We start from the raw sequence: 20396 nt of genomic DNA on the forward strand, positions 1-20396 counted from the left end.
CCGTGAACGCAGGGGGATTTGGCGCCATGTAGGGCACACGGGGGGAATTAGGCACCTTGGAGCGGGACAAACCGGCAGGAAGCCGGTTTGCACAGCCGCAGGCTGCCCGGAGGGCGAGCCACAACGATGTGGCTCGTGAAACGAGACTCGTTTTCCGGGCGGAGCGAAAGCACCCAAATTCCGGACACAAAAAAGCCGGCAACGAAGCCGGCTCTTTCAAATATTGGAGCGGGAAACGAGACTCGAACTCGCGACCCCAACCTTGGCAAGGTTGTGCTCTACCAACTGAGCTATTCCCGCCACATTGCGTAAAATGGCGTCCCCTAGGGGACTCGAACCCCTGTTACCGCCGTGAAAGGGCGGTGTCCTAGGCCTCTAGACGAAGGGGACTAAAACTGGTCTTTAGTGCAGGCTGACGCCAAACGCTTACACTGTATAAACTGGAGCGGGAAACGAGACTCGAACTCGCGACCCCAACCTTGGCAAGGTTGTGCTCTACCAACTGAGCTATTCCCGCAATGGCGTCCCCTAGGGGACTCGAACCCCTGTTACCGCCGTGAAAGGGCGGTGTCCTAGGCCTCTAGACGAAGGGGACCCGGACCTCCCTGAGCGCTGTATGCCGTGGCATTACCCTCAGAAAGTGGAGCGCATTCTAGGGAGCGGACCGGCACCTGTCAACACTTTTTTCGAATTATTCGACCGGGAAAACAACCACTTAGCGACGCCCCTCTTTCGGCCCTCCCGATCATTAGTGCTATACTGCCGTTTTTACGCCAAATTCCCCATTCGACCCGATAAACTTCGAATCAATAACAGCGGCGGCCTATGTCCTCTTTAATGATTGCCAGCATTATTTTCGCCTTGCTCATTGTGCTGGTGGGGTACGCCTTCATTGCCCAGACCCTGGAAAAACGCAAAAAACGGCGCCAACGCCTGCTGACTGCCCTCAAGCACCGTCAACGCAACTTCAAGTACATGGTTTCCGGGTTCCCCGAGGGTCTACTGACCAAAGATCTGACCCTGATCATTTACCGGGCCCTGCTCGATGCCTGCGAACAGCTCAGCCAACTGGAGCCGCGAGAACCGGGCCACATGGAGGACTTCACCTTCTACTCCGGCGAGCTCGAAGCGCTCAAACATCGCGCACCGTCCGAGCGAGCCCGCCCCGCCTCCGCAGAGCAGGCCGTCGAAATCAAGCGGCTGCTGCAGGAGCTGTATCGGTTTATTGCGCACCAGACCGAACGTGGCAATATCGGTCAGGCTCAGGGACAAACCTATAAGGACCAGGTCAAGCGCCTGGCGCTGCTGGTCTCCGTGGATGCCCATGCGGTCTCCGCCCGACAGGCCCAGGCCGCCGGTAAACCCAGGTTGGCCATCCATTACTATAACCTTGCGCGCAAGATGCTGACCCAGGAAAAAGGCGGACAGGGCTTCCAGAAGCAACTGGCCCAGATCAACGGCATCATCAAGAAGCTGGAAAGTCAGTTGGAACAACAATCCGACGCCGGCGCCTCGCCCACCAAAGAAGGCCCCGCGCCGGAAGAAAAGAAAGAGTGGGAAGAGTTCGAACAGGAAAGCGACTGGAAAAAGAAACAGCTGTACGATTGATCCGCCCCCTGCCCCATTTCAGATTATTGCCCCTCATCTAGCTTGATGGAGGCCGAATTGATGCAGTAGCGCAAACCCGTGGGCGCCGGGCCATCGGGGAAAACGTGCCCCAAGTGACTCCCGCAGTTCTTACACATTACCTCGGTACGACGCATGCCGTGGCTGCCATCAAAAGCCTCCTCGATCACCTCTTCGGTTTTGGGCGCGTAGAAACTCGGCCAACCGCAATGGGCGTCAAATTTGGTATCTGAATCGAATAACGGCTCACCGCAAGCGCGACACCGATAGGTACCCTCCGTGAACACATCCCAGTACTCACCGGTAAACGGGGGCTCAGTGCCTTTTTCCCGACAGATTCTATATTGCTCCGGCGACAACTGCTCACGCCACTCGGCTTCGCTACGATTTTTCGGGTCACTCATGAAGACTGCTCCTTGACAGGGGCTGGGAAGAGACGGGATGATTCAGTCATAGTACGGTCTAAACCACCGTAGAGTTTACTTTTCACCCGCCCCCATGGACAAGATACTGTAGATGCGCACCGTCAATAAATCCACCAAGCTCGAAGGGGTCTGCTACGACATTCGCGGCCCGGTTCTCGAGCACGCCAACCGGCTGGAAGAAGAAGGCCACCGAATCCTCAAGCTGAACATCGGCAACCCGGCACCGTTCGGCTTTGCCGCGCCCGATGAAATCATCCAGGACGTCATCTACAACCTGCCCAATGCGGAGGGTTACACCGAATCCCGCGGGCTGTTCGCCGCGCGCAAGGCTATCATGCAGGAAAGCCAGCGGCTGGACATTCCCAACATCGATATCGACGACATTTTCCTGGGCAACGGCGTCAGCGAATTGATCGTGATGGCCATGCAGGCGTTGCTCAACAATGGTGATGAGGTACTCGTACCGGCCCCCGATTACCCGCTGTGGACCGCCGCCGTCAACCTGGCCGGTGGCAAGGCCGTGCACTACCTGTGCGATGAACAGTCCGACTGGTTCCCGGACGTCGCCGATATCGCCAGCAAGATTACCGACCGAACTCGCGGCATAGTGGTAATCAACCCCAACAACCCTACCGGGGCGGTGTACAGCCAGGACGTGCTCGAACAGATCGTGCAACTCGCCCGGGAGCACAACCTGATCATTTACGCCGATGAAATCTACAGCAAGATTCTGTACGACGACGCCGAGTTCGTACCCTTGGCACGTTTGGCTCAGGATGTCTTGTGTGTGAGTTTTAACGGCCTGTCCAAATGTTATCGCCTGGCCGGTTTCCGCTCCGGCTGGATGACCGTCAGCGGTGCAAAGCACAAGGCCAAAGGGTATATCGAGGGCCTGGAGATGCTGTCCTCCATGCGCCTGTGCGCCAATGTGCCTGCCATGTACGCTGTGCAGACCGCACTGGGTGGCTACCAGAGCATCAACGAATTGATCATTCCGGGCGGGCGCCTGCGGGATCAGCGCGATGCGGCCATGAAGGCCATTGACGAAATTCCCGGTATGAGCTGCGTCAAGCCCAAGGGCGCGCTCTACCTGTTCCCGAAGCTGGACCTGAACCGCTACAAGATCAAGGACGACCAGCAGATGGTGCTGGACTTCCTGATTCAGGAGAAGGTGCTACTGGTTCAAGGCACGGCATTCAACTGGCCGGACCGGGACCACCTGCGCATTGTGTTCCTGCCCCGGGAGGACGATCTGACCAAGGCCATTCAGCGCCTGGGCCGATTCCTGGAACATTATTCTCAGTAGCACTCAGGGAAGGCAGCAGACGTCATGGCGGATATTCATATCGCGGACTTCTACAAAGATGCGGCGCGGATTCTGGTGCAGCTGTACAACCAGTTCCCGCGCCCGACCATGCTGTTTGTAGAGGACATCGCCGGACCGGATACACCGGATGAATTCGGCCTGCACAGCCCGCGCCATCAGAGCTGCCTGTCCACCATGCTCTGGCTGGCCCAAACCGGCTACCTGCGCTACGAAACGCTGGTGCGCCAGGAAGCCATTGATCAGGCGGTGTTGACCCAGCGGGGCTTCACCCTCCTGGCGAGCCCCCTGCCGGTACACGATGTGGTCGGCTTCGAAGCCCTGCCCCACGACTCGGACGCCCCCGATTCAGACATCAACCCCAGCGATGATGTGCAGGCCGCGGCCCGCGCCGACAATGGGGTACAGTTGTTGCGGGATGTGCTCAAGCACGGCTCGTCGACGGCGATTGAGCAGGTGATGCTGGAGTTGTTTCGGCAGTCGCGGCATCATCCGTAATGCGTTTTACGGCGGATGCGGCACGGTCGTCGTCAGTTACGGCGGCGGGGTTACGGCGGATGCGCGCTTCGCGCTTATGCCGCCCTACACAACCTGTGGAGCCTGGCGTAGGGCGGCATAAGCGCGAAGCGCGCATCCGCCGTAACCCAAACTCGGCACCAAAGGGGTCCCCTACTTGAAACCGAGCTCGTTCAACCGCGTACGCGCCTCATCCGATGCCCCCGACACCCGATAATTATTGAACTCCCGCCGCTTCGGATACTGCTTGCGCAGTTGATCAAACCCTTTAGCGAAATCCGCCTCGCCACGTTCGGCTTTCGCCGCGAGCTCTCTCAGGCGCTGGTCGTCCTCGGCGATGGCGTACACCTGGGGAATCAGCGTTTTCAACGCCGACCAGACATCACCGCCCGCCAGCGTCCGCTCCGGGTCCGCCACCGCCGGACGCAAGGCATCCAACACTTTATCCGGCGCGCGGCCCAAGTGACGGCAAAGGGCTTCGTAAATCATGAAAGTACCCTGCATCTTGCCGTCGTAGCTGTACCCGGCAATATGGGGGCTACCCAGCTCGACCCGCGCCAACAAGGGCCGGGAAATATCCGGCTCCGGCTCCCAGACATCCAGCACCACCCGCAGGTCCGCTCCGGCCTCCAGGTGGGCGAGCAGCGCCTGATTGTCGATGACTGCACCCCGACCGGCATTGAGCAATACCGCCCCCGGGCGCAGTTGTTTGAGCTCTTCGGTGCCAATAAGGTGAAAACTCGGGTGTGAACCGGAGCGGGTCAAGGGGGTGTGCATGCACACCACGTCACTGTCCAGCACGGTCTCCAGCGAGGTCAGGTCGGGAATCTGTTCGGTGGAGAGAAACGGGTCGTACACTCGGCACTCCACCCCCTGAGCCTTCAGGCGCTGGTACAGCTGCCCACCGACATTACCGCACCCGATAATGCCAACGCGTTTGCCAAGCCAATCGACATCCAGGTGCGCCAGCGCCGCATAGACGTACTCGACCACGGAGTTGGCGTTGCACCCGGGGGCGCTGGACCAGGTGATGCCCCGCCGTTCGAGGTAGTCGATATCGAGGTGATCGACGCCAATGGTGCAAGTGCCCACAAACCGCACGGGGGTGTTGTGGAGCAGGGTTTCGTTGACTTGGGTAACCGAACGCACAAGCAGCGCGTCGGCACCTTGCAGGTCGGCATTGGTCATATCCCGCCCGGGCAGGCGAACAACCTCCCCCATTTCTCCAAAGCATTCATTGACCAGGGGGATGTTTTCATCAGCTACGATTCGCATTTGTTAATCCAGTTGTTTGTTGATTTCACACCTTGCTTCTCTGGGGACTTCGCATTGTAGTGCTGCGGGAGGGTAGGTGTTTCCGAGACACGCCGTAAACCCATCCATGGGGGCTCATCACCCGCCGTCCAGGCGGGTGACGGTCTCGGAATCACCTACCCTCCCTCCGCCAGGAGCTAACTGCACGGGCGCTGGAGATGGCGCCTATCGCCTACCTTGAGCAGAGGGGACGAGTGCTCGAAAGGCTGATATTGGCAATGAGGCCGTGCGTGGGGTATACCGTTTGTAGACTCTCGGAGACAAGGATGTCGACGAGAAGCCCCCATGGATGGGTTCACGGCGGGTCTACAAACGGTATACCCCACGCATGGCCGGCCCCGCAGGCAATCCCAATTAATTGTCTTCAAGCACTCGTCGAGCCCGAGCCAGAAACCCTTCCCCAAAGCCCATTTCGTCGGCGAACTCCTCCATTGCCCACCAATCGACCGGCCCGAAGGTCAGATCTGAAAGTGTGACGTCTAACGGCAGATCGTCCACAATTTTGGCCAACTGGCGGGAAATCTCCACCTGCTCCCGGTTCGCCTCCAACTTCGCCGCCAGAGACTTCGCCCCCCGGATGGGCAAGGTTGCGACGGCCTCCCGGTTCGCCCACAGCTCATCCAGAGTACCAAAATGAGCCAACAGCGCGCTCGCTGTCTTGGGGCCTACCCCCGGAACACCCGGGATATCGTCGATACTGTCCCCCACCAACGCCAGGTAATCCACCAACTGATCCGGCCGGACGCCGAGTTTTCGCTCAACATCCGGCGCGTAAGATCGCTGATCCGCCCCGTGGTCCCACAGATAATCCTGGGGCCGACACAACAGCTGGCCCAGGTCCTTGTCCCGGGTCAGGATTGCCAGTGGCCGGGGGCTGGAGCGCATGGTGCGGGCCAGGGAGCCGATCAGATCGTCCGCCTCGTGGGTCTGACTGGCGAAGCTGGCGATCCCCAGAATTTCGCCAAAACGGCGGCAGGCCGACAGTTGGAATGCCAGGGCCTCATCCGGGTGAGCCCGGCTGGCTTTGTAGTCCGGGTAGAGGTCGTTGCGGAAGCACTGACCCAGGCTCTCGTCGTAACAGGCGGCGAGGTGGGTCGGGCGGGTCTGTTCGATCAGCCGCATCAGAAAGGTGCTGTAGCCGTACACAGCACCCGTGCCGTAACCGTGCTCCCGGCTCGACCAGTTGTCGGGCAGGGAGAAATAATACCGGAAAATGTAGATTGAAGCGTCAACCAGGCAGATCGGAGACGGGGTCATGCCACATCCTCCCAGGCAAACCGGGTTTCAACCAGCAAGGACTCGACACTCTCGGCGGTGCCATAGAAGGCGACCAATGCTGCCAGAAAGGCATGGACCCGGCGGCTGACACCCTCCCGGCAAAAACGCTGCACCTGCTGATGAATCGCGCGCTTGAACGAATCGCTCGGGCCGAGCCCCGCCGCCAGGTTGTCGGCGCTGGGACGAAAACGCCAGCCCGCCGCTCGGGAGAACAACCACTCCAGGGCCTGGGGGCGCACCTCCACCCGTTCGAACTCCGCCTGCTGGGCCTCCGTACGGCCGTCCGGCGCGTACCAATAGCCATAATCCTCTTTCAGACGGCGTGCCGGGCCGGCGACACACCAGTGCGCCACCTCGTGCAGCGCGCTGGCGTAGTAATTGCGCGTAAACCAGATGCGGTGCGGCTCGCCGGGGGCGTACAGGGGCTCCTCGGCACCGCCACAGAGGCGCGTGGCGTGGCTTTCACTGAAGGTCTGGTCGAACAGCTGAATCAAATCTCGGCAATCGTGCCGGCTGGTGTCGCCAACATCGGTCAACATGCAACTCCTCAGGCACACTCGGGCCTGCAGGCTCTGGTGTGCGGAAAGATTTTTACTACTAGGTGTTGTGCTTTCGGGTTATAACCTATACTTTAGTGACAGATGGTTATGAAAAAGGCTCGAGCTGTGCTCGGGAACCAGTCTTTCACCATCGGTGTCTCCTGGGCTAGCGTCGTTAGCCCCAGCCTCAGCCGGGAGGTGTATTATGAAGACCTCACAGTCGCGCCACAACACGGAAAATGTGGTTGATCTCTTCACAGGAAAGTCTCTCTCCGAGCTGCACGATCAGCGCTTTGTCCGCCTGGCCCCGGAATTGGACGGCCTGGAAATGCTGTATTCCAACGATACCAGCGACGATCGTCTGTTCAGCCTGAAAATCCTGTGCTGGGGTCTGCGCGCCAATGGCGAGGTGGTGGGTCTGGTGCCCTGGCTCAATGATATCGTGGCTTGCCCGGACATCTGCGACCCGCTCAACGGCCAGTGGGAAGGGTATTACGATCCGGGCATTGATGATGTCTTCTTCGACGCCCCCATTCACAAGGTGGTCGAACTGGAAACGGCGGCGGAGTATTACGAGCTCCAATGTGAGAACGACGACGATGTCGTTCAGGAGTTGCCGGATACCATTGGCACCCACGCAGTGCTCGCCACCGAAGAAACCAACAAACTGAACCTGGTTGAAGTCATCAGCTGGCGTCTGCAGCATGACGGCAGCATTTACGGCATGCTCACCGACATGAACAAGATCGTGAGCACCCCGGTCCTGCCGGGCGATGCCTGCCTGTATCCGGCCCAGCAGAGCGATCAATTCCGGTACTTTTTCCAGCACCAGATCGCCAACAAGATCAAGGCGGAAGATCCGGAGGCTTTGGCGGCAATTTCGTTGTTGGTTGATGGGTATTGATTCAAGACGACTTGAGTGGATCTTGTCGGGTTACGCGCTGGCGCGCTAACCCGACCTACTGAAGTTACCCACTCTTGCGGATGTAATACCGGTACTCTTCCCCTTCCCTTTCTTCCAGCACCAACTCATGCCCGAGAAACAGACAGAACTTGGGCACGTCCCGCTCCGTGGATGGATCGGTGGCAATCATCTCGATCACCTCACCCGCCGCGACCTCACGCACCGCCCGATGTAACAACATGACCGGTTCCGGGCACACCAGGCCCCGGGCGTCCAACGCTTTGTGAATGGTCCCCGGACCTTCTTTGTGATCAGACATCGACCCTTCCCGTTATCATCAAGACGAATTTTTCGGCTTTTGCCGGTAAAGCACATACTTCGTTGCTAGACTTGAAGTAGGAGATCCGCCCGCAGGAGCGAAGCGCTGTTTCAGCGAACCGAGGCGCCGTGTTTTACAGGGGTAGTCTTTATGTCGTCACCCAATCGCCATGCTGCACATAGTGCATTAACGCCCACTGCGCTGGTCATCACCTCTCATCTACTGCGCCATGATAACCCGAATCTTGCGCAAGCCATACAGCAGGCGTTGAGGTCCCTCCCCTCAGCACCGGAGCCAACCACCGCAGAAGCTGCCAGCACCGCACTCAACCGCCAGTTGCTCAGCAACCTGCACGCGCAAACGGTCGGAGAAATACTGGCGGCACTGACATCACTGGGGCAACAGGCGTTGCACGATCATCAACGTCACCCCGAACGCGTCGCGTTGCTGCATGAACTGCTGGATGAATGGGTCGCGCTGGCGGAGTGGATTCTGCAGCGCAACGAAAGTCCGCCCAGCCAGTGGCATTGACGCCCGCTTTGCATTCCCGGGCGCGGGCGCTAGAATAGCGCTTTTAACGCCTTTATTTTCATTAGCCGGAATCATTCATGATCTACGTGCTCGTTGAACGCCACATTGCCGACGGAATGGAAAGTACTTACGAAATGGCCGCGCGCAAAGCGCTCAAATCCGCTTATCAGGCCGAAGGATTTCTCAGCGGTGAAACCCTGCGGGACTTGCAGCGGCCCAACCACCACTACCTGCTGTCCAAGTGGCGCTCCGTGCACGACTGGAAACGCTGGTATTACAGCGACGAGCGTTACGAGGTCATGAACCAGCTCAACCCGACGCTGGCGGATTTTGAAAAAATCACGCTGCTGGACAAAAATCCCGTCTAGCAGAGAGCGCCATCAACGCAAGCGCATGATGTGGCCGGTCACTTCTTCGCGGTCGTGATACAACTGCTTGAACGCCAGTGCCACATCCAGCCCCGCCGCTTCACACTGCTGCTCGATTCGCTCCCGCAAGCGCGCCACTTCGGCATAGCGCTGCTTCATCGGCAGCTTCAGGTTGAACACCGCCTCCCGGCACCAGCCCTGACTGACCCAGAGCGCAATCATATTCGCCACCCGGGCCGGCTTGTCGGCAATATCACAGACCAGCCAATCCACCGGCTTTTTCGGCTGATAGACAAAACCGTCTTCCCGGTGATGAGTGACCTGGCCGGACTCCATCAGTGACTCCGCCATGGGGCCATTGTCCACCGCATCGACAAACATGCCCCGGCGCACCAGTTGCCAGGTCCAACCCCCCGGCGCCGCCCCGAGATCCACCGCTTTAAGCCCGCCGGCGAGGCGAACATCCCACTCGTACTCAGGGATGAAGTGATGCCAGGCTTCTTCCAGTTTCAACGTGGCCCGGCTCGGCGCCTCTCTGGGTTGGCGCAAGCGGGGAATGCCCATGGGCCAGGCGGCACGGTTGTCCACCGGGCTGACGCCGAGGTACATGCACTGGCCGGACAGTACCAGCAGGTGCCAGTGCCAACGGCTCTTGGGGTCCACCAGGCGCTGTTTTTTAAGGGCGGCCATCAAGGGCGAGGTCAGCTTCTTGCCGAGCGTCGACAGCTCCTTGCCGTCATTGGTATCGGGGGTTTCCACCACCAGGGAGCGGGCAGCGGGCAGCGCCTGGGCCGCCTCCACCAGCGGTCCGACCCGATCCCCCGGGGGCAGGTTGGCCAGCGGCGCGGTGGTCACAAACCACTGCCGGGCAAACACCAGATCCATAAAATGCAGCTGTCCCACCAGCCTCAGCGCACCGTCGGACTCATGGGTCACGTAGATCACATAGGCCTGTCCTTCCCGGGTTTTGATAAACCCGTACACACCGGCGGCGGTCGCCAGCTCCTGGATTTCCGCCGCACACTCTTTTTCAAAACCGGGCCGACAATGTAAAAACAGATGGTTCACGGGCGCTCTCCCCAGTGTTGATCGATCCAGTCGACGATACCCTCGATCGCCGATTGCCAATGTTGTTGCTGACGGTACCCGGACTTTACTCGCGGTTTGAAGTCGTGGTCGCCATCGTCCAGCCAGAGCCAGTTCAGAGTCGTCGGCAGATCATAACCTCGGATCTCGTCCCGGTTTCCCAACGGGTCGCGCGTGCCCTGCACAATCAGGGTCGGCACCTGAACCGCCTGTAAGGGCTCCAGACGGGTCTTGTCCGGCTTACCCACCGGATGAAAGGGGTAGCCCAGGCAAACCAGCCCCGAGACCCCGGGCTCATTCGCCACCAGGCTGGCCATACGCCCACCCAGCGACTTGCCGCCTATCAGCAGGGGAAGCGCCGTCGGCTGCGCGGATGCCACCGCCTCGCGCCACGCCTCCAGCAGCTCGGGCTGGCGGTTGGGCGGTCGTTTTTTGCCCCCGGTCCGCCGCTCGGCCATATAGGGAAACTCAAACCGCCAGACGTCAACGCCCCGGGCACAGAGCCCCTCGGCCATGGCGTTCATGAAGTCACTGTCCATGGGCGCGCCCGCCCCGTGGGCCAGCAGCAAGCGGGCCGACGGGTTCGGCGGGGTATTTTTCAGCCAGTCAGTCATCCCCGAACTCCCAGGCATCCCGCTCCGGAAGCAGGCTGACGGTTTCGGTGGCGGGGTCGAACACGATCACCACATCGCCCCGCTCAATCTGGGCTTGTACCTGCTGTACCTTTCGCTCCAGGCTGGTTTCCTCCCAGCCGTAGTCGGTGCCCTCACGCGTGATGAATTCTTCGATCAGGCCTCGCAGGGCGTCGGCGGATACTTGCTGATGGGGAATGATCATGGCTTCACAATGACTTTTTTCCGGGGTTGCGCCACAATGGTGGCATAACAACTCTGAAGTGGATGACAACGATGCAACACTATTTGATTTTGACGCTGATCAGCGACGACAAGCCGGGCATTGTGGAGCGACTGGCGCAGATTATCCAGCAGCACGAGGGCAATTGGCTGGAAAGTCGCCTATCGCACCTGGCCGGCAAGTTTGCGGGTATTGTACAGGTTGCGGTGCCCGAAGCGCAGCGCGAACCCTTGACCGCCGCCCTGCAGGCGCTGGGCGGACAGGGGCTGAAGCTGGTGGTGGAATCCGCACAAGCCACCGAGCGCGCGCCCTTCCGCGCCTTCCGCTTTACCGTGGCGGGGCCGGATCGAGCCGGTATCGTGTTGGAAATCGCCCAGGCGTTCGCCGAGCGCAGCATCAATATGGGCGAGTTGGAAACCGATTATTCCAGTATGCCCTGGTCCGGCGAGCCGCTGTTTCAGGCCAACGGCGTGATTGAGGTTCCGGAGTCGGTGGATATGGACGAGCTACACGATGATCTGGATTCCATCGCGGATCAGCTGGCGATTGATATCCGTCTGGAAGAGGACCAACCGTAGGATACCCATGTAGTATCACTTACAAAGCCTTATCGGTGCATTCGTCACGCTCCGGTATCAGCGAGGAACACCTATTGCAGACCCGCCGTGAACCCATCCTTGGGGGCTTCTCGTCGGCATCCATGCCTCCGAGAGTCTGCAATAGGTGTTCCTCGCTGATACCTCGGTGCCACATTTGAACTTCAGCACCCGTAGGGTGGATCGGTCCGACGTCTCGGAGCGCGAAGCGCGTCATCCACCGAAAACCTTAAAGCTCAGCACGCCCTACTCCAGAACCTCTCGCCAATAAATGATTCGATCGTGCCCCCGGTAAGAACCAAAACCGATGTTCGCCGGCGGCATCTGAATATCGTTCAGAAAATCACCGTCCTGATTCCAGTCGAAGCGCAGCCAAGGGCGGTTGGTCAGGTCAAGCTCGATATCGAACGAACCGGTATTGCCCTCCCCCGGTGCGGTGAAGTAATGATCGGCATCACTGCTGCTGAAGTTGACACCCACCCCGTCGAGATCGGCGTATTGACCCGTGGTGCTGCCGCCACCAATAGGAACCGTGCGGTTACTGCCGTCCACCAGGTCGCCGGTGGGCTGATAGGTGATGGCTTCCCGGGGAATGCGGGTGCAGCTGTCGTCGACGTTGCGGACAAATTCTGAACCGTTCCAGTATTCAGTGTAAAAAGGCACCGGCAGATCAATGACTTCGGGGCCGAAGGCGTCCTCGAGGTGCAGGCGGCCATATCGCAGGTTGAGTGACTCGCCCAGGGCAACCGCGTTACAGTCGCCCGCCGCCACACAGTCGCCGCTAGTGTTGGCGTTCATATCCAGGTCCACCAGAGGGCGACCATCCAGTGAATCCATCAGCGTCAAACCCCATCGCAAGTCCGCCCAGGGACCATCCGGGCGCGTATTGGATGCTCTTAGAAAAGCGGCGCTAGAATCAGTTACTGTGAGCACCCCGCCGCTCCAGTCGGCCTCACTCTCCGCCTGAACCCGCCCACTTAATTCGCTGCCATTGGCGGCGTCATCGTTTTCGGCGACGTAGCCAGGGTTCGCGGTGCCCGCATACGCCAGAGTGGTATCGTCGTAGTTGCTTACCACAGCGCCATTCAGGTTACGGGCGCTGACGGTATAGGAAAGATCAACCGCCGCCTGATGCATATAGCTGAAGGATCCGCAGGCATCGTTTACAGCACTACCATTCAACGTATAATCGTAAGGATAAAACCGGCCCACAGGATCACTTTCGGTCACCTCCACCAGGTCGCCCGCACCGAGGTAATCGTCAGCGACCAAGCGGGGTTCCAGAGTAATGGTGCCCACGTTATCCCAGCTCACCCCATCGCCAAGCGCTACGCCGTTATCCTCGCGAGTCAGACTCCCTGCACCACCCAGGTTTCCGAGGCTGCCGCCCGAGGGGTAAACCAATTCACTCAGTTCAAGACGGACGCTCTGTACTGGCGATTCGTTGCCGAAGTTGGGAGTCAGTGCGCCATTGCTATTCCGGGCTTCGACCCGCACTGAGAACGGCTCCCCCGACGCCACGAAACCAGCTCCGGACCCCGTGCCGCCGGGATTGGATTGCCCCGCAGCGCTCTGAACGTCGGTAACTACCAAGGTGTGCGGCTTTACGACAAAGCGGTTGCTCTGCCCCACCAAATCCACCGCCGGCTGCTCGCCCTCTTCTGGCAAACTCAACTGTGCCCAGAGGCGAATATCACCCACGTCGGAGTACTCCAGTGGAATGTCCGCGTAGCCCTCATCATCAAAGCCGAGGGAGACGGACGAATAGGCCGGACCTGCACCGGCGTTGTTCGCCTGAATGAAGGTTGATGCCAGGCTAAGGGTTTGGCCTGCACGACAACTGCCGGGGTTGATACACTCATAGCCCAACTGCACGGTTCGGGTCTGGTTGTCCACTCGCGCCTCGCAGGAGCCGGTTTCGTCACCGTCATCACCGGTGCGCACCGCGCGAATGACCGGGTTGAGGTCTTCGGTACCGGCCACCTGATTGGGCAGAGGCCCACCGGAGCGATCCCCGTAAAACACCAAGCCGGTGTCGACAAAGCTCACCGGCCCGGAGCTACCGGAGGCGGTGCCATCGGTCACCGACAGTCCCACCTCAGCCGGGCTGAGTTGACGCAAAAAGGCCGTAAAGTTGTTCTCCGAGCCTGAAAAAACGTAAGTGCCATCACCTACCCAGCCCGTATCACCCGAGTCTGGCACCGGATCGGCCAGCAGGTCCACCACGGTACCCGCGGCAGGCACAACGGCATTGCCGGCGCTGTCCCGGGCGGTAATCACTACCGGCAAGGCTTCACAGGTCACGCCGTTGTTGGCATGCACCAGCGTATAGCCAGCCACACGGTTACCGGGGCAGTGATAAAGGCCGGCAGCAGTCTCTTCGGTATTTCCAGCGGGAATCAGGCGTTGGCTCATTGGTGGCCCGCCTCCCCGACGAGACCAATACAGCTCGATATCTGCGTCGCCCTGATTTTCATAGTACTCGAGCTGTAAGTCATAAACTTCTCCGGCTTCCAGTGCCCGCTGATCGGAATCAAATGCCTGATCATCATGATCGTACCATTCGTCAATCAACGTCTCTCCATCTAGCAATAGACGCACCCCATCATCCGAAACCACCGTAAACTCATAGTTTCCCGACTCGGTCACCAACAGCTTTCCACTCCAGAGAATGGAAAAGTCATTACCCCGCGCCAACACTGAGGGTCCATCATTACCGTTCCAGGTAAACTCAATTGGCCCATCCACACGAGTCGCCTCGGCAGGCTGATCCCGCACGGAATCCAGATCTTGCGTATCGTAGTAGCGACCCAATAATCCCGGCATGGCCCGCCCCGAGGGACAAATATCCGACGTACTCACCGTGCCTGCAGTGCAGAAGGGTTCAAACTCCGCCGAAGCCAGCGTATTGGTCGAGTAATCGATTTGTGAATCAAAGCCAATTTCCAGTGACGCCGAAGACATAGCACCGGTTAGCGAAAAGCGATCTCCGGTTGACATGGCACCGGAGGCATAAATATAAGAACTGAGCTCTACATCAAGTCCAATGGAGATGCTGCCTGTGGCATAAATCAGTAATTCACCTTCTTCGTAGCCTTCCGTGACTGTCCGATCACCGAGGTTGATATTACCATTGACGAAAATACGAGTGGTGCCATCACCCTGCTTGGAAATGACGCTGTCCGATTCTAGATTAACGTTCCCGTTGATCCAATAGTTTCCTTGAGACAAGCGCCACTCCGCTCGGGAACTGAGATAAACACCACCCAAGTTATAATCGTCGGAATCGGTCATTGCGGCTTGTGAATCATTGAGCGCCCAAAGTCCGGAATAATCACCTGCCTCAAAGCTCGACGTGATACCAAACCAGACAAACGCAAAACCGTCAGAACCATCACCCACCGGGATTTCCACTGTGCTCTGCTCCGCCGCACTCCCCGATGCCTGGCATCGGGCACCACCACAAGATGCGGAACCGGGCGCCGACAAAGAAACGGTGTCAATGGTCGAACCATTATCTGAAATTTCGGTTCGCGGACGGAGTTCCACACTTCCTGCACTGTCGTGACTCTGCACTCCATTGGTGAACACTGCTTGGCAGGCGACAGACCAAGCCGAGGGCGCACACAGCATCAGAGCCAACCCGGTAAGCCAGCCAACAAATTGCATTCTGAATCGAACGTCATTTGAGGTGGGATGCGTTTCTGTCGAATTTGAGAGCGGTTGCATCAGAACTTTGCCTGTATGTTCAGTGAGCGCTCGGCACGCGTCGGCCCACTGCCACAGCTACCATCAACTTCGAGGATATAGACACCCGGTTCCGCCAAGCTGCATTGAACCAAAGCGGTGCACAGATTGAGACCAGCAACTCCGGAAAAATCGAGTGACTCATTCAACCCACCACAGCGGGTATCCACCAGCTGGCGGGAGCTGGCGTCAGGGTAAAACAGTTCATTCAGACCGAACTGAACCGCACTCTCCGCCGCGTACAGTGCCTGCACGGAAACCACCTCCTGAACGCTGGCAATGCTGCTTTGGCTTGTAGTACGCCATAACGCCAGCGAGGCGAAGCCCATCACGACGATAATAAATAGCGCAACCGGCAACAGAAAGCCGTCCTGCTTCCGCATAGCACGGTGTTGAAAAAGATCAGGGGACATTGCGAATCAATACCTCCTGCTCAAAAATCATGGTTTCGCCGCCTTCGCTGAAGGCGACGTTCATCTGCAGTAACACATTGCGACTGTCACTCGCGGCAGACAACACGAAGGGACTGCCCGATGCCTGAGCGTTGCGGGCCAACAGATCAAAGTCACTGCCAGGATCAACGTTCGCCGCCGTACGATCCTGCGCGGGATAGAAACGCAGTTGACCACCAAACAGGCAAAACGCCTGGGGTTGATTGAGCAGGAAAAAGCGCCGCCCGATGGAGTTGCGCTGCCAGGTCCGGCCGGGGAATGTCACCTCGGTGGCCGTGCGGGTGTTGACCGGCGCCAGCGACACCGGACTGCCGCCATACAGCTCGCCGCTGTCCATCGCGCCGATACTGAGGTAATCCGCCGTGCCAAAGCCCACCGAGTGCGGCGCGGTCTGGATGGCAGTGTGAGGGGGCGCGCCATTGGCCGCATCGGGTACCGGCTCACGGTAAATACCGCCACCCGCCACCGGCATAAACTCCACACAGTCACCACCATTGGTAATGCGCACGCTGTAGGGCATGGCACCGCGAATCTGGCGGGTCATCCGCTCCAGCGCCTGCCGGGCGGTGTTGACCAGTGCCGCCCGGGCCTGGGTCTGGCGATAGCTGTCGGTGGCACTGACGATAAAGCCGGTGCCGATGGTGGCCACCAGCGCAAGCACCACGATGACCGTGATCAGCTCCACCAGGGAAAACCCGGTTTGTCGTGACCGGCACCGGCACATCAGAAATTGGTCCTGTAGGCTGAGAGGGTAAGTGACTCGCCGCTGGGCGCGGTGGTGGTCACTGTAATCCGCTTGGCCCAGCGGTTGTTGGTCAGCCCCAACTCACTCCCCGCAAACTCGACGGCGACGGCGCGGTTGTAGCCGGAATAAGGCGAGTCGGTTTCACCGTCGAAGCTGCTAACACCTCCTGCATCGGCACAGACCGGCGGTGTCGGACGCCCCGGCGGGGCCTGACTGTCGCAGGCCGGTACTCCGCCGGGCGGCGTATTGGCATCATAGGGTTGTGCCAGTACCACATCCAGTCGGGATTGGGTGGATTCCAACAACCGCACCCGCACCAGCGGGTCCACGCTGTTGGTCACCGAATATCGATAGACGCCCAGCAAAGCGCCGAGCGCCAGGGCGATCACCGTAATAAAGACGATCAGCTCAATCAGGGTAACGCCGCGTTGGCAACGTGGCTCAGGGCGTGTAGGCATAGCCGCTGGCCTCCACACGCACAGTGGCCGATGTCGAACCACGGGTCATGACAATCTGGCCGGGATCGGTCCGGCCCAATTTATCAAAAGAATAGGTGCCCGTACCCGTCGTAATGGTGACGCCTTCGGGCAGTGTCAGTGGGTAGGTTCCACCGGTGGCGGCCACGGGAGTGCCGTTTTCCGTCACATTCAGACCGGACGTGACAACATTCACCTGAATGGTGTTGCTCGTGCTGGCACGGGCCATGGCCAGTTGTTGCGCGGTAAACAGGGCGGACAGGACCTGGTCGCGAGCGGATTGGATCGCTGCGGCGTCGGTATTGTAAAAACGGGGCAGCGCCACCACGCTGATAATGCCCAGCAGGATGATCACTGCAATCAGCTCGATCAGGCTGAAACCCGATGACTTCCGGCCATTGTACATTGCGCACGCTGAGGGCATGGTCGGACCTGTAGCCGAGACGTTAGGAACTGCTTGGATTGATTCCATGAAGCGTAAAGCTGGCGCGGATGGCGGTATCCGTTTCATCGACAACGTCGCACTGGACGGTAGCCATATGCGATACCGTGCCATCGCCGGACCCGGCCGCTTCAATCCGATAGCCCGTCGGTAAGCCGGTGGCCAACAGAAAACGGGCATTCCCGCAGGCATTCATTGGGAAGGCCGATTGGGAAATAGCCGCTGGATATTCTTCCCTCAAAATGAAGGTAGCCAAATTGGAAGAGCTTGCGGTCGACAAAGTCGCTGCCAACTCCTCTGCTGCTACCCTCTTCGCGGACGATGAGAAATCAATCAGCTTGGGAAGCGAAAATGCAGCCAAAACTGCCAAAACAGTAATGACTGCAATCAGCTCAACTAGAGTGAAACCTTTGAGTCGGAGCACTCTGCTATCTCAGAGAAAATTAAACTACGGGGTTGCCGGGGCTGCAACACCGTAAACGGTGAAGTTCGCATCAGCCTCAGAATCAGCCACATTGGGAGAGTGAACGGTACATGTTTCGTTTGCACCATCACCAACCGTCAGGGACGCGATCTCATAGTTTGCGGGTAAGGCTCCACCTTCCAGCAAAGCGGCCGCATCGGTACAGTTCTCAATCGTAGTTGGAGTTGGCGCATCCTGTATTCCTGCATCAGTGGCGACCGCCGCCGCATAGTTCAATGCACTGGCGCTCGCCAGGTTACCCGCAACGCCATCAACAGCCGCTTCACGAGCCGCATCCGACAAATCCACAAACCGAGGCACTGCCACGGCGGCGATGATGCCCAGAATAACGATTACCGCAATCAGTTCGATCAAAGTAAAACCGGATTGTTGTTTCATAAGAGAACTCCATTAAAGGTCATGAGTTATTGTAAAACCTGTAAAAACCACTGCTGGCGCCGAACTCCGCACTTGGCGCATGTTTTCACCTAATATAGGTGAATTCAACATCCATGCCAACACTTAAACCGATAAAAAGCGTCATTCAGGTGACGAGCTGACCAAAACCCGACCATCAAACGGAAAATAGTCAAAATATCGACGACCACTCCCGTCAACCAAATGACGGTAGCGGCAGGCGCTTTCCCGGCCCTCGCCCACCTTGGCCACCCCGAACACCGCATTGGGCGCCAAAGCCCCCTCCAGACTGACAGGCGGCGCCTGATGCAGAAACGCCCGCCACAGGTCCAGGCACTCCTCGGGGTCAAGATGCCCGTCTGCGGCCTCGCCCCGGGAGCGGGTATTCACCGGCCAGCCCTGAGAGTTCAGGTAGACCCTGATGTCCGAGGCATCTTCCAGCCCCACAGGAATCGTCGGTAGCTCGCTGAATACCACCACATCCCGCTCTGCTTCGCCTTTTGCCCGCTGAATGTACCAGTGAGCCCGCACTCCAGAAACCGCCGTTTTGAAGTTCTGGGCCCCCAGCTCGAAGCTCAGCCGCTGCACGTCACCGGCCATGCGCCCGTACAGCCCGACAGCGAACACCAACACGATGCCGATCAGCGCGGCCATCAATAACCTCTCGAACACCCGCGGGGATCTCTGGCTCATAGGCTCACTGCTGGATGTTGTACATTTCCCACATGGGCAGGAAGATGCCCAGGGCGAGAATCAGGACAAAACTGGCCATGATGACCACCATGATGGGTTCGATCCGGTCGCTCAGGCGCTTGGTATCGTAGTCCACCTCCCGCTCATAGAACTCGGCCACTTCCGAGAGCAGTTGGCCCACCTGGCCGCTCTCTTCCCCCACGGCGATCATCTGCAGCACCAGTGGCGTAAACATGCCGCTAGTCATGTGGGTCTGAAACAGCCCTTCGCCGCGCTCCACACCGGCCCGAATCTCGCGGATCTTGTCACCCAGCCAGGGGTTATCGATGGCCCGGGCACAGAGGTCCAGCGCCTGGTTGACCGGCAAGCCGGCCCGCAGCATCACGCTGAATGAGCGCGCATAACGGGCCATGGAAGCCCGTTCGATGATGTCGCCGATCACAATCAGGCCCAGCTTTTTGCGGCCCCAGACTCGGGCCCCCTTATCGGTTTTGATATAGCGACGAAACCCGTAAAAACTGCCCACGGCGACAAACAGCAGATAGGGCCAGAAAGCGACAAAGAAATCGGACACACCCACCAGAATTCGGGTTGGCAACGGCAGGTCCGCGCCAAACTGGGAAAACATATTGGCAAAGGCGGGAATCACCTTCACGTTGATGACCATGATGGCGATGGCCAGAGCGATCAGTACAAAGCTGGGATAGCGCAGCGCCGCCTTGATGCTTTTGATGGTTTCCTGGTCCCGCTCCAGGTACTCACTCAACTGCTTGAAGGCGCTCTCCAGGGAGCCACTGCCTTCTCCCACACTCACCACGCTGATAAACAGGTTGTTGAACACGTTCGGGTGGTGACGCATGGCCACCGACAGTTCGAGGCCGGACTCCAGGCGGTCGGCAATGTCCTCCAGGGTATTGCGAAAGGTCACATGGCGCAGGTTGGCGGCCAGGCCGCGAATGCCGCGTACCAGAGGCACGCCCGCCCGGGTAATGGTGTACATCTGCCGGCAGAACATGATCAGGTCAACGGTTTCTACCTGCCCACTGTGGCGCCACTCCTGCCATCGTTCAGACCAACTGGGGCGGTGCTCATAGGGTTCGATGGCAATGGGCGTTACCCCGCGCCCGGCCAGTTGGCCGGCGACGGCGTCGGGGCTGGGGCCTTCCAGTTGGCCGGATACGGGGCGTCCCTCGGCGTTGCGGCCTTTGAATTGGTAGAGGGCCATTAGACGATGCCGTCCTTTGGTGACGGCGGATGCGTGCTGAGGGACGGCGGATGCG

At 59.0% G+C, this 20396-nt stretch carries 24 protein-coding genes and 4 tRNA genes; 7 read left to right on the forward strand and 21 right to left on the reverse strand.

Going from position 1 to position 20396, the window contains the following annotated elements; translation table 11 throughout:
• Positions 1-224 precede the first annotated feature (224 nt).
• From N645_RS0106240 to N645_RS0106255, 4 genes are all read right to left on the reverse strand, one after another.
• Positions 225-300: transfer RNA gene (locus N645_RS0106240), tRNA-Gly, on the reverse strand.
• A gap of 14 nt (positions 301-314) precedes the next feature.
• Positions 315-390, reverse strand: a tRNA-Glu gene (locus tag N645_RS0106245).
• A gap of 51 nt (positions 391-441) precedes the next feature.
• A tRNA-Gly gene (locus N645_RS0106250) sits at positions 442-517 on the reverse strand.
• Between the two features lie 2 nt (positions 518-519).
• Positions 520-595: transfer RNA gene (locus N645_RS0106255), tRNA-Glu, on the reverse strand.
• A gap of 230 nt (positions 596-825) precedes the next feature.
• On the opposite strand from N645_RS0106255, the gene N645_RS0106260 reads away from it, so the two are divergent.
• On the forward strand, positions 826-1608 hold the full coding sequence (locus tag N645_RS0106260) for a hypothetical protein (RefSeq protein WP_024460646.1): 783 nt from the start codon (positions 826-828) through the stop codon (positions 1606-1608).
• 23 nt (positions 1609-1631) lie between these two features.
• On the opposite strand, the gene msrB is transcribed toward N645_RS0106260, so the two are convergent.
• On the reverse strand, positions 1632-2030 hold the full coding sequence (msrB, locus tag N645_RS0106265) for a peptide-methionine (R)-S-oxide reductase MsrB (protein ID WP_024460647.1): 399 nt from the start codon (positions 2028-2030) through the stop codon (positions 1632-1634).
• A 112-nt stretch (positions 2031-2142) separates the two neighbouring features.
• On the opposite strand from msrB, the gene N645_RS0106270 reads away from it, so the two are divergent.
• Positions 2143-3357, forward strand: coding sequence for a pyridoxal phosphate-dependent aminotransferase (locus tag N645_RS0106270; RefSeq protein ID WP_024460649.1), 1215 nt, complete (start codon positions 2143-2145; stop codon positions 3355-3357).
• A 24-nt stretch (positions 3358-3381) separates the two neighbouring features.
• Positions 3382-3873, forward strand: a complete 492-nt coding sequence (locus N645_RS0106275) for a hypothetical protein (RefSeq protein ID WP_024460650.1) — start codon at positions 3382-3384, stop codon at positions 3871-3873.
• Positions 3874-4044: 171 nt separating this feature from the next.
• Here the strand turns inward: N645_RS0106275 and N645_RS0106280 are convergent, their stop codons facing one another.
• From N645_RS0106280 to N645_RS0106290, 3 genes are all read right to left on the reverse strand, one after another.
• A complete protein-coding gene (locus tag N645_RS0106280) occupies positions 4045-5166 on the reverse strand; it encodes a 4-phosphoerythronate dehydrogenase (RefSeq protein WP_024460651.1) in 1122 nt (373 codons plus the stop codon).
• Positions 5167-5559: 393 nt separating this feature from the next.
• Positions 5560-6462: a 5'-3' exonuclease H3TH domain-containing protein gene (locus N645_RS0106285; RefSeq protein WP_024460652.1), complete on the reverse strand. Its 903-nt coding sequence runs from the start codon at positions 6460-6462 to the stop codon at positions 5560-5562.
• A complete protein-coding gene (locus tag N645_RS0106290; protein WP_024460653.1) occupies positions 6459-7022 on the reverse strand; it encodes an elongation factor P hydroxylase in 564 nt (187 codons plus the stop codon). The genes N645_RS0106285 and N645_RS0106290 overlap by 4 nt, the downstream gene beginning before the upstream one ends.
• Before the next feature lie 205 nt (positions 7023-7227).
• Here N645_RS0106290 and N645_RS0106295 point away from each other — a divergent pair, with 205 nt between their 5' ends.
• The gene (locus N645_RS0106295) at positions 7228-7926 is read left to right on the forward strand and encodes a hypothetical protein (RefSeq protein WP_024460654.1); all 699 of its coding nucleotides are present in this window, start codon (positions 7228-7230) and stop codon (positions 7924-7926) included.
• Positions 7927-7990: 64 nt separating this feature from the next.
• On the opposite strand, the gene tusA is transcribed toward N645_RS0106295, so the two are convergent.
• On the reverse strand, positions 7991-8245 hold the full coding sequence (gene tusA, locus N645_RS0106300) for a sulfurtransferase TusA (protein ID WP_024460655.1): 255 nt from the start codon (positions 8243-8245) through the stop codon (positions 7991-7993).
• Between the two features lie 150 nt (positions 8246-8395).
• Between tusA and N645_RS17935 the strand changes: the two genes are divergently transcribed.
• Complete coding sequence (locus N645_RS17935) at positions 8396-8776, forward strand: hypothetical protein (protein ID WP_152521639.1); 381 nt, start codon at positions 8396-8398, stop codon at positions 8774-8776.
• Positions 8777-8853: 77 nt separating this feature from the next.
• On the forward strand, positions 8854-9144 hold the full coding sequence (locus N645_RS0106310; protein ID WP_024460657.1) for an antibiotic biosynthesis monooxygenase: 291 nt from the start codon (positions 8854-8856) through the stop codon (positions 9142-9144).
• A gap of 12 nt (positions 9145-9156) precedes the next feature.
• Here the strand turns inward: N645_RS0106310 and rlmM are convergent, their stop codons facing one another.
• Genes rlmM through N645_RS0106325 form a run of 3 tightly spaced genes read right to left on the reverse strand, consistent with a single transcriptional unit; the run spans position 9157 to position 11067 of the window.
• On the reverse strand, positions 9157-10212 hold the full coding sequence (gene rlmM / locus N645_RS0106315; protein ID WP_024460658.1) for a 23S rRNA (cytidine(2498)-2'-O)-methyltransferase RlmM: 1056 nt from the start codon (positions 10210-10212) through the stop codon (positions 9157-9159).
• Positions 10209-10844, reverse strand: a complete 636-nt coding sequence (locus tag N645_RS0106320) for an alpha/beta family hydrolase (protein ID WP_152521640.1) — start codon at positions 10842-10844, stop codon at positions 10209-10211. The genes rlmM and N645_RS0106320 overlap by 4 nt, the downstream gene beginning before the upstream one ends.
• Positions 10837-11067, reverse strand: a complete 231-nt coding sequence (locus tag N645_RS0106325) for a YheU family protein (protein WP_024460660.1) — start codon at positions 11065-11067, stop codon at positions 10837-10839. Before N645_RS0106325 ends, N645_RS0106320 begins: the two co-directional genes overlap by 8 nt.
• Positions 11068-11138: 71 nt before the next feature.
• Between N645_RS0106325 and N645_RS0106330 the strand changes: the two genes are divergently transcribed.
• Positions 11139-11663, forward strand: coding sequence for a glycine cleavage system protein R (locus N645_RS0106330; protein ID WP_024460661.1), 525 nt, complete (start codon positions 11139-11141; stop codon positions 11661-11663).
• Between the two features lie 264 nt (positions 11664-11927).
• Here N645_RS0106330 and N645_RS0106335 read toward each other — a convergent pair whose 3' ends face one another.
• The 9 genes from N645_RS0106335 to N645_RS0106375 form a co-directional block, all read right to left on the reverse strand.
• Positions 11928-15095, reverse strand: coding sequence for a DUF6701 domain-containing protein (locus N645_RS0106335; protein ID WP_024460662.1), 3168 nt, complete (start codon positions 15093-15095; stop codon positions 11928-11930).
• A gap of 314 nt (positions 15096-15409) precedes the next feature.
• Positions 15410-15841, reverse strand: a complete 432-nt coding sequence (locus tag N645_RS0106340) for a hypothetical protein (protein ID WP_024460663.1) — start codon at positions 15839-15841, stop codon at positions 15410-15412.
• Positions 15831-16604, reverse strand: coding sequence for a type II secretion system protein (locus N645_RS0106345; protein ID WP_024460664.1), 774 nt, complete (start codon positions 16602-16604; stop codon positions 15831-15833). The genes N645_RS0106340 and N645_RS0106345 overlap by 11 nt, the downstream gene beginning before the upstream one ends.
• Positions 16604-17083: a prepilin-type N-terminal cleavage/methylation domain-containing protein gene (locus N645_RS0106350; protein ID WP_024460665.1), complete on the reverse strand. Its 480-nt coding sequence runs from the start codon at positions 17081-17083 to the stop codon at positions 16604-16606. Before N645_RS0106350 ends, N645_RS0106345 begins: the two co-directional genes overlap by 1 nt.
• Positions 17067-17525, reverse strand: a complete 459-nt coding sequence (locus N645_RS17390) for a Tfp pilus assembly protein FimT/FimU (protein WP_193744955.1) — start codon at positions 17523-17525, stop codon at positions 17067-17069. Before N645_RS17390 ends, N645_RS0106350 begins: the two co-directional genes overlap by 17 nt.
• A gap of 22 nt (positions 17526-17547) precedes the next feature.
• Positions 17548-17967: a type IV pilin protein gene (locus tag N645_RS16685; protein ID WP_024460667.1), complete on the reverse strand. Its 420-nt coding sequence runs from the start codon at positions 17965-17967 to the stop codon at positions 17548-17550.
• Positions 17968-17991: 24 nt separating this feature from the next.
• Positions 17992-18405: a type II secretion system protein gene (locus N645_RS0106365; protein WP_024460668.1), complete on the reverse strand. Its 414-nt coding sequence runs from the start codon at positions 18403-18405 to the stop codon at positions 17992-17994.
• 141 nt (positions 18406-18546) lie between these two features.
• Positions 18547-19116 (reverse strand): hypothetical protein, encoded by a 570-nt coding sequence (locus N645_RS0106370; RefSeq protein ID WP_152521641.1) that lies wholly within the window; start codon positions 19114-19116, stop codon positions 18547-18549.
• Positions 19117-19120: 4 nt separating this feature from the next.
• Positions 19121-20341 carry a type II secretion system F family protein gene (locus N645_RS0106375; protein WP_024460670.1) on the reverse strand — a complete coding sequence of 407 codons (1221 nt, stop codon included), beginning with the start codon at positions 20339-20341 and terminating at the stop codon, positions 19121-19123.
• Between the last annotated feature and the right edge of the window lie 55 nt (positions 20342-20396).

The organism is Marinimicrobium sp. LS-A18 (assembly GCF_000463525.1).
GTDB classification, from domain to species: Bacteria; Pseudomonadota; Gammaproteobacteria; order Pseudomonadales; family Cellvibrionaceae; genus Marinimicrobium; species Marinimicrobium koreense.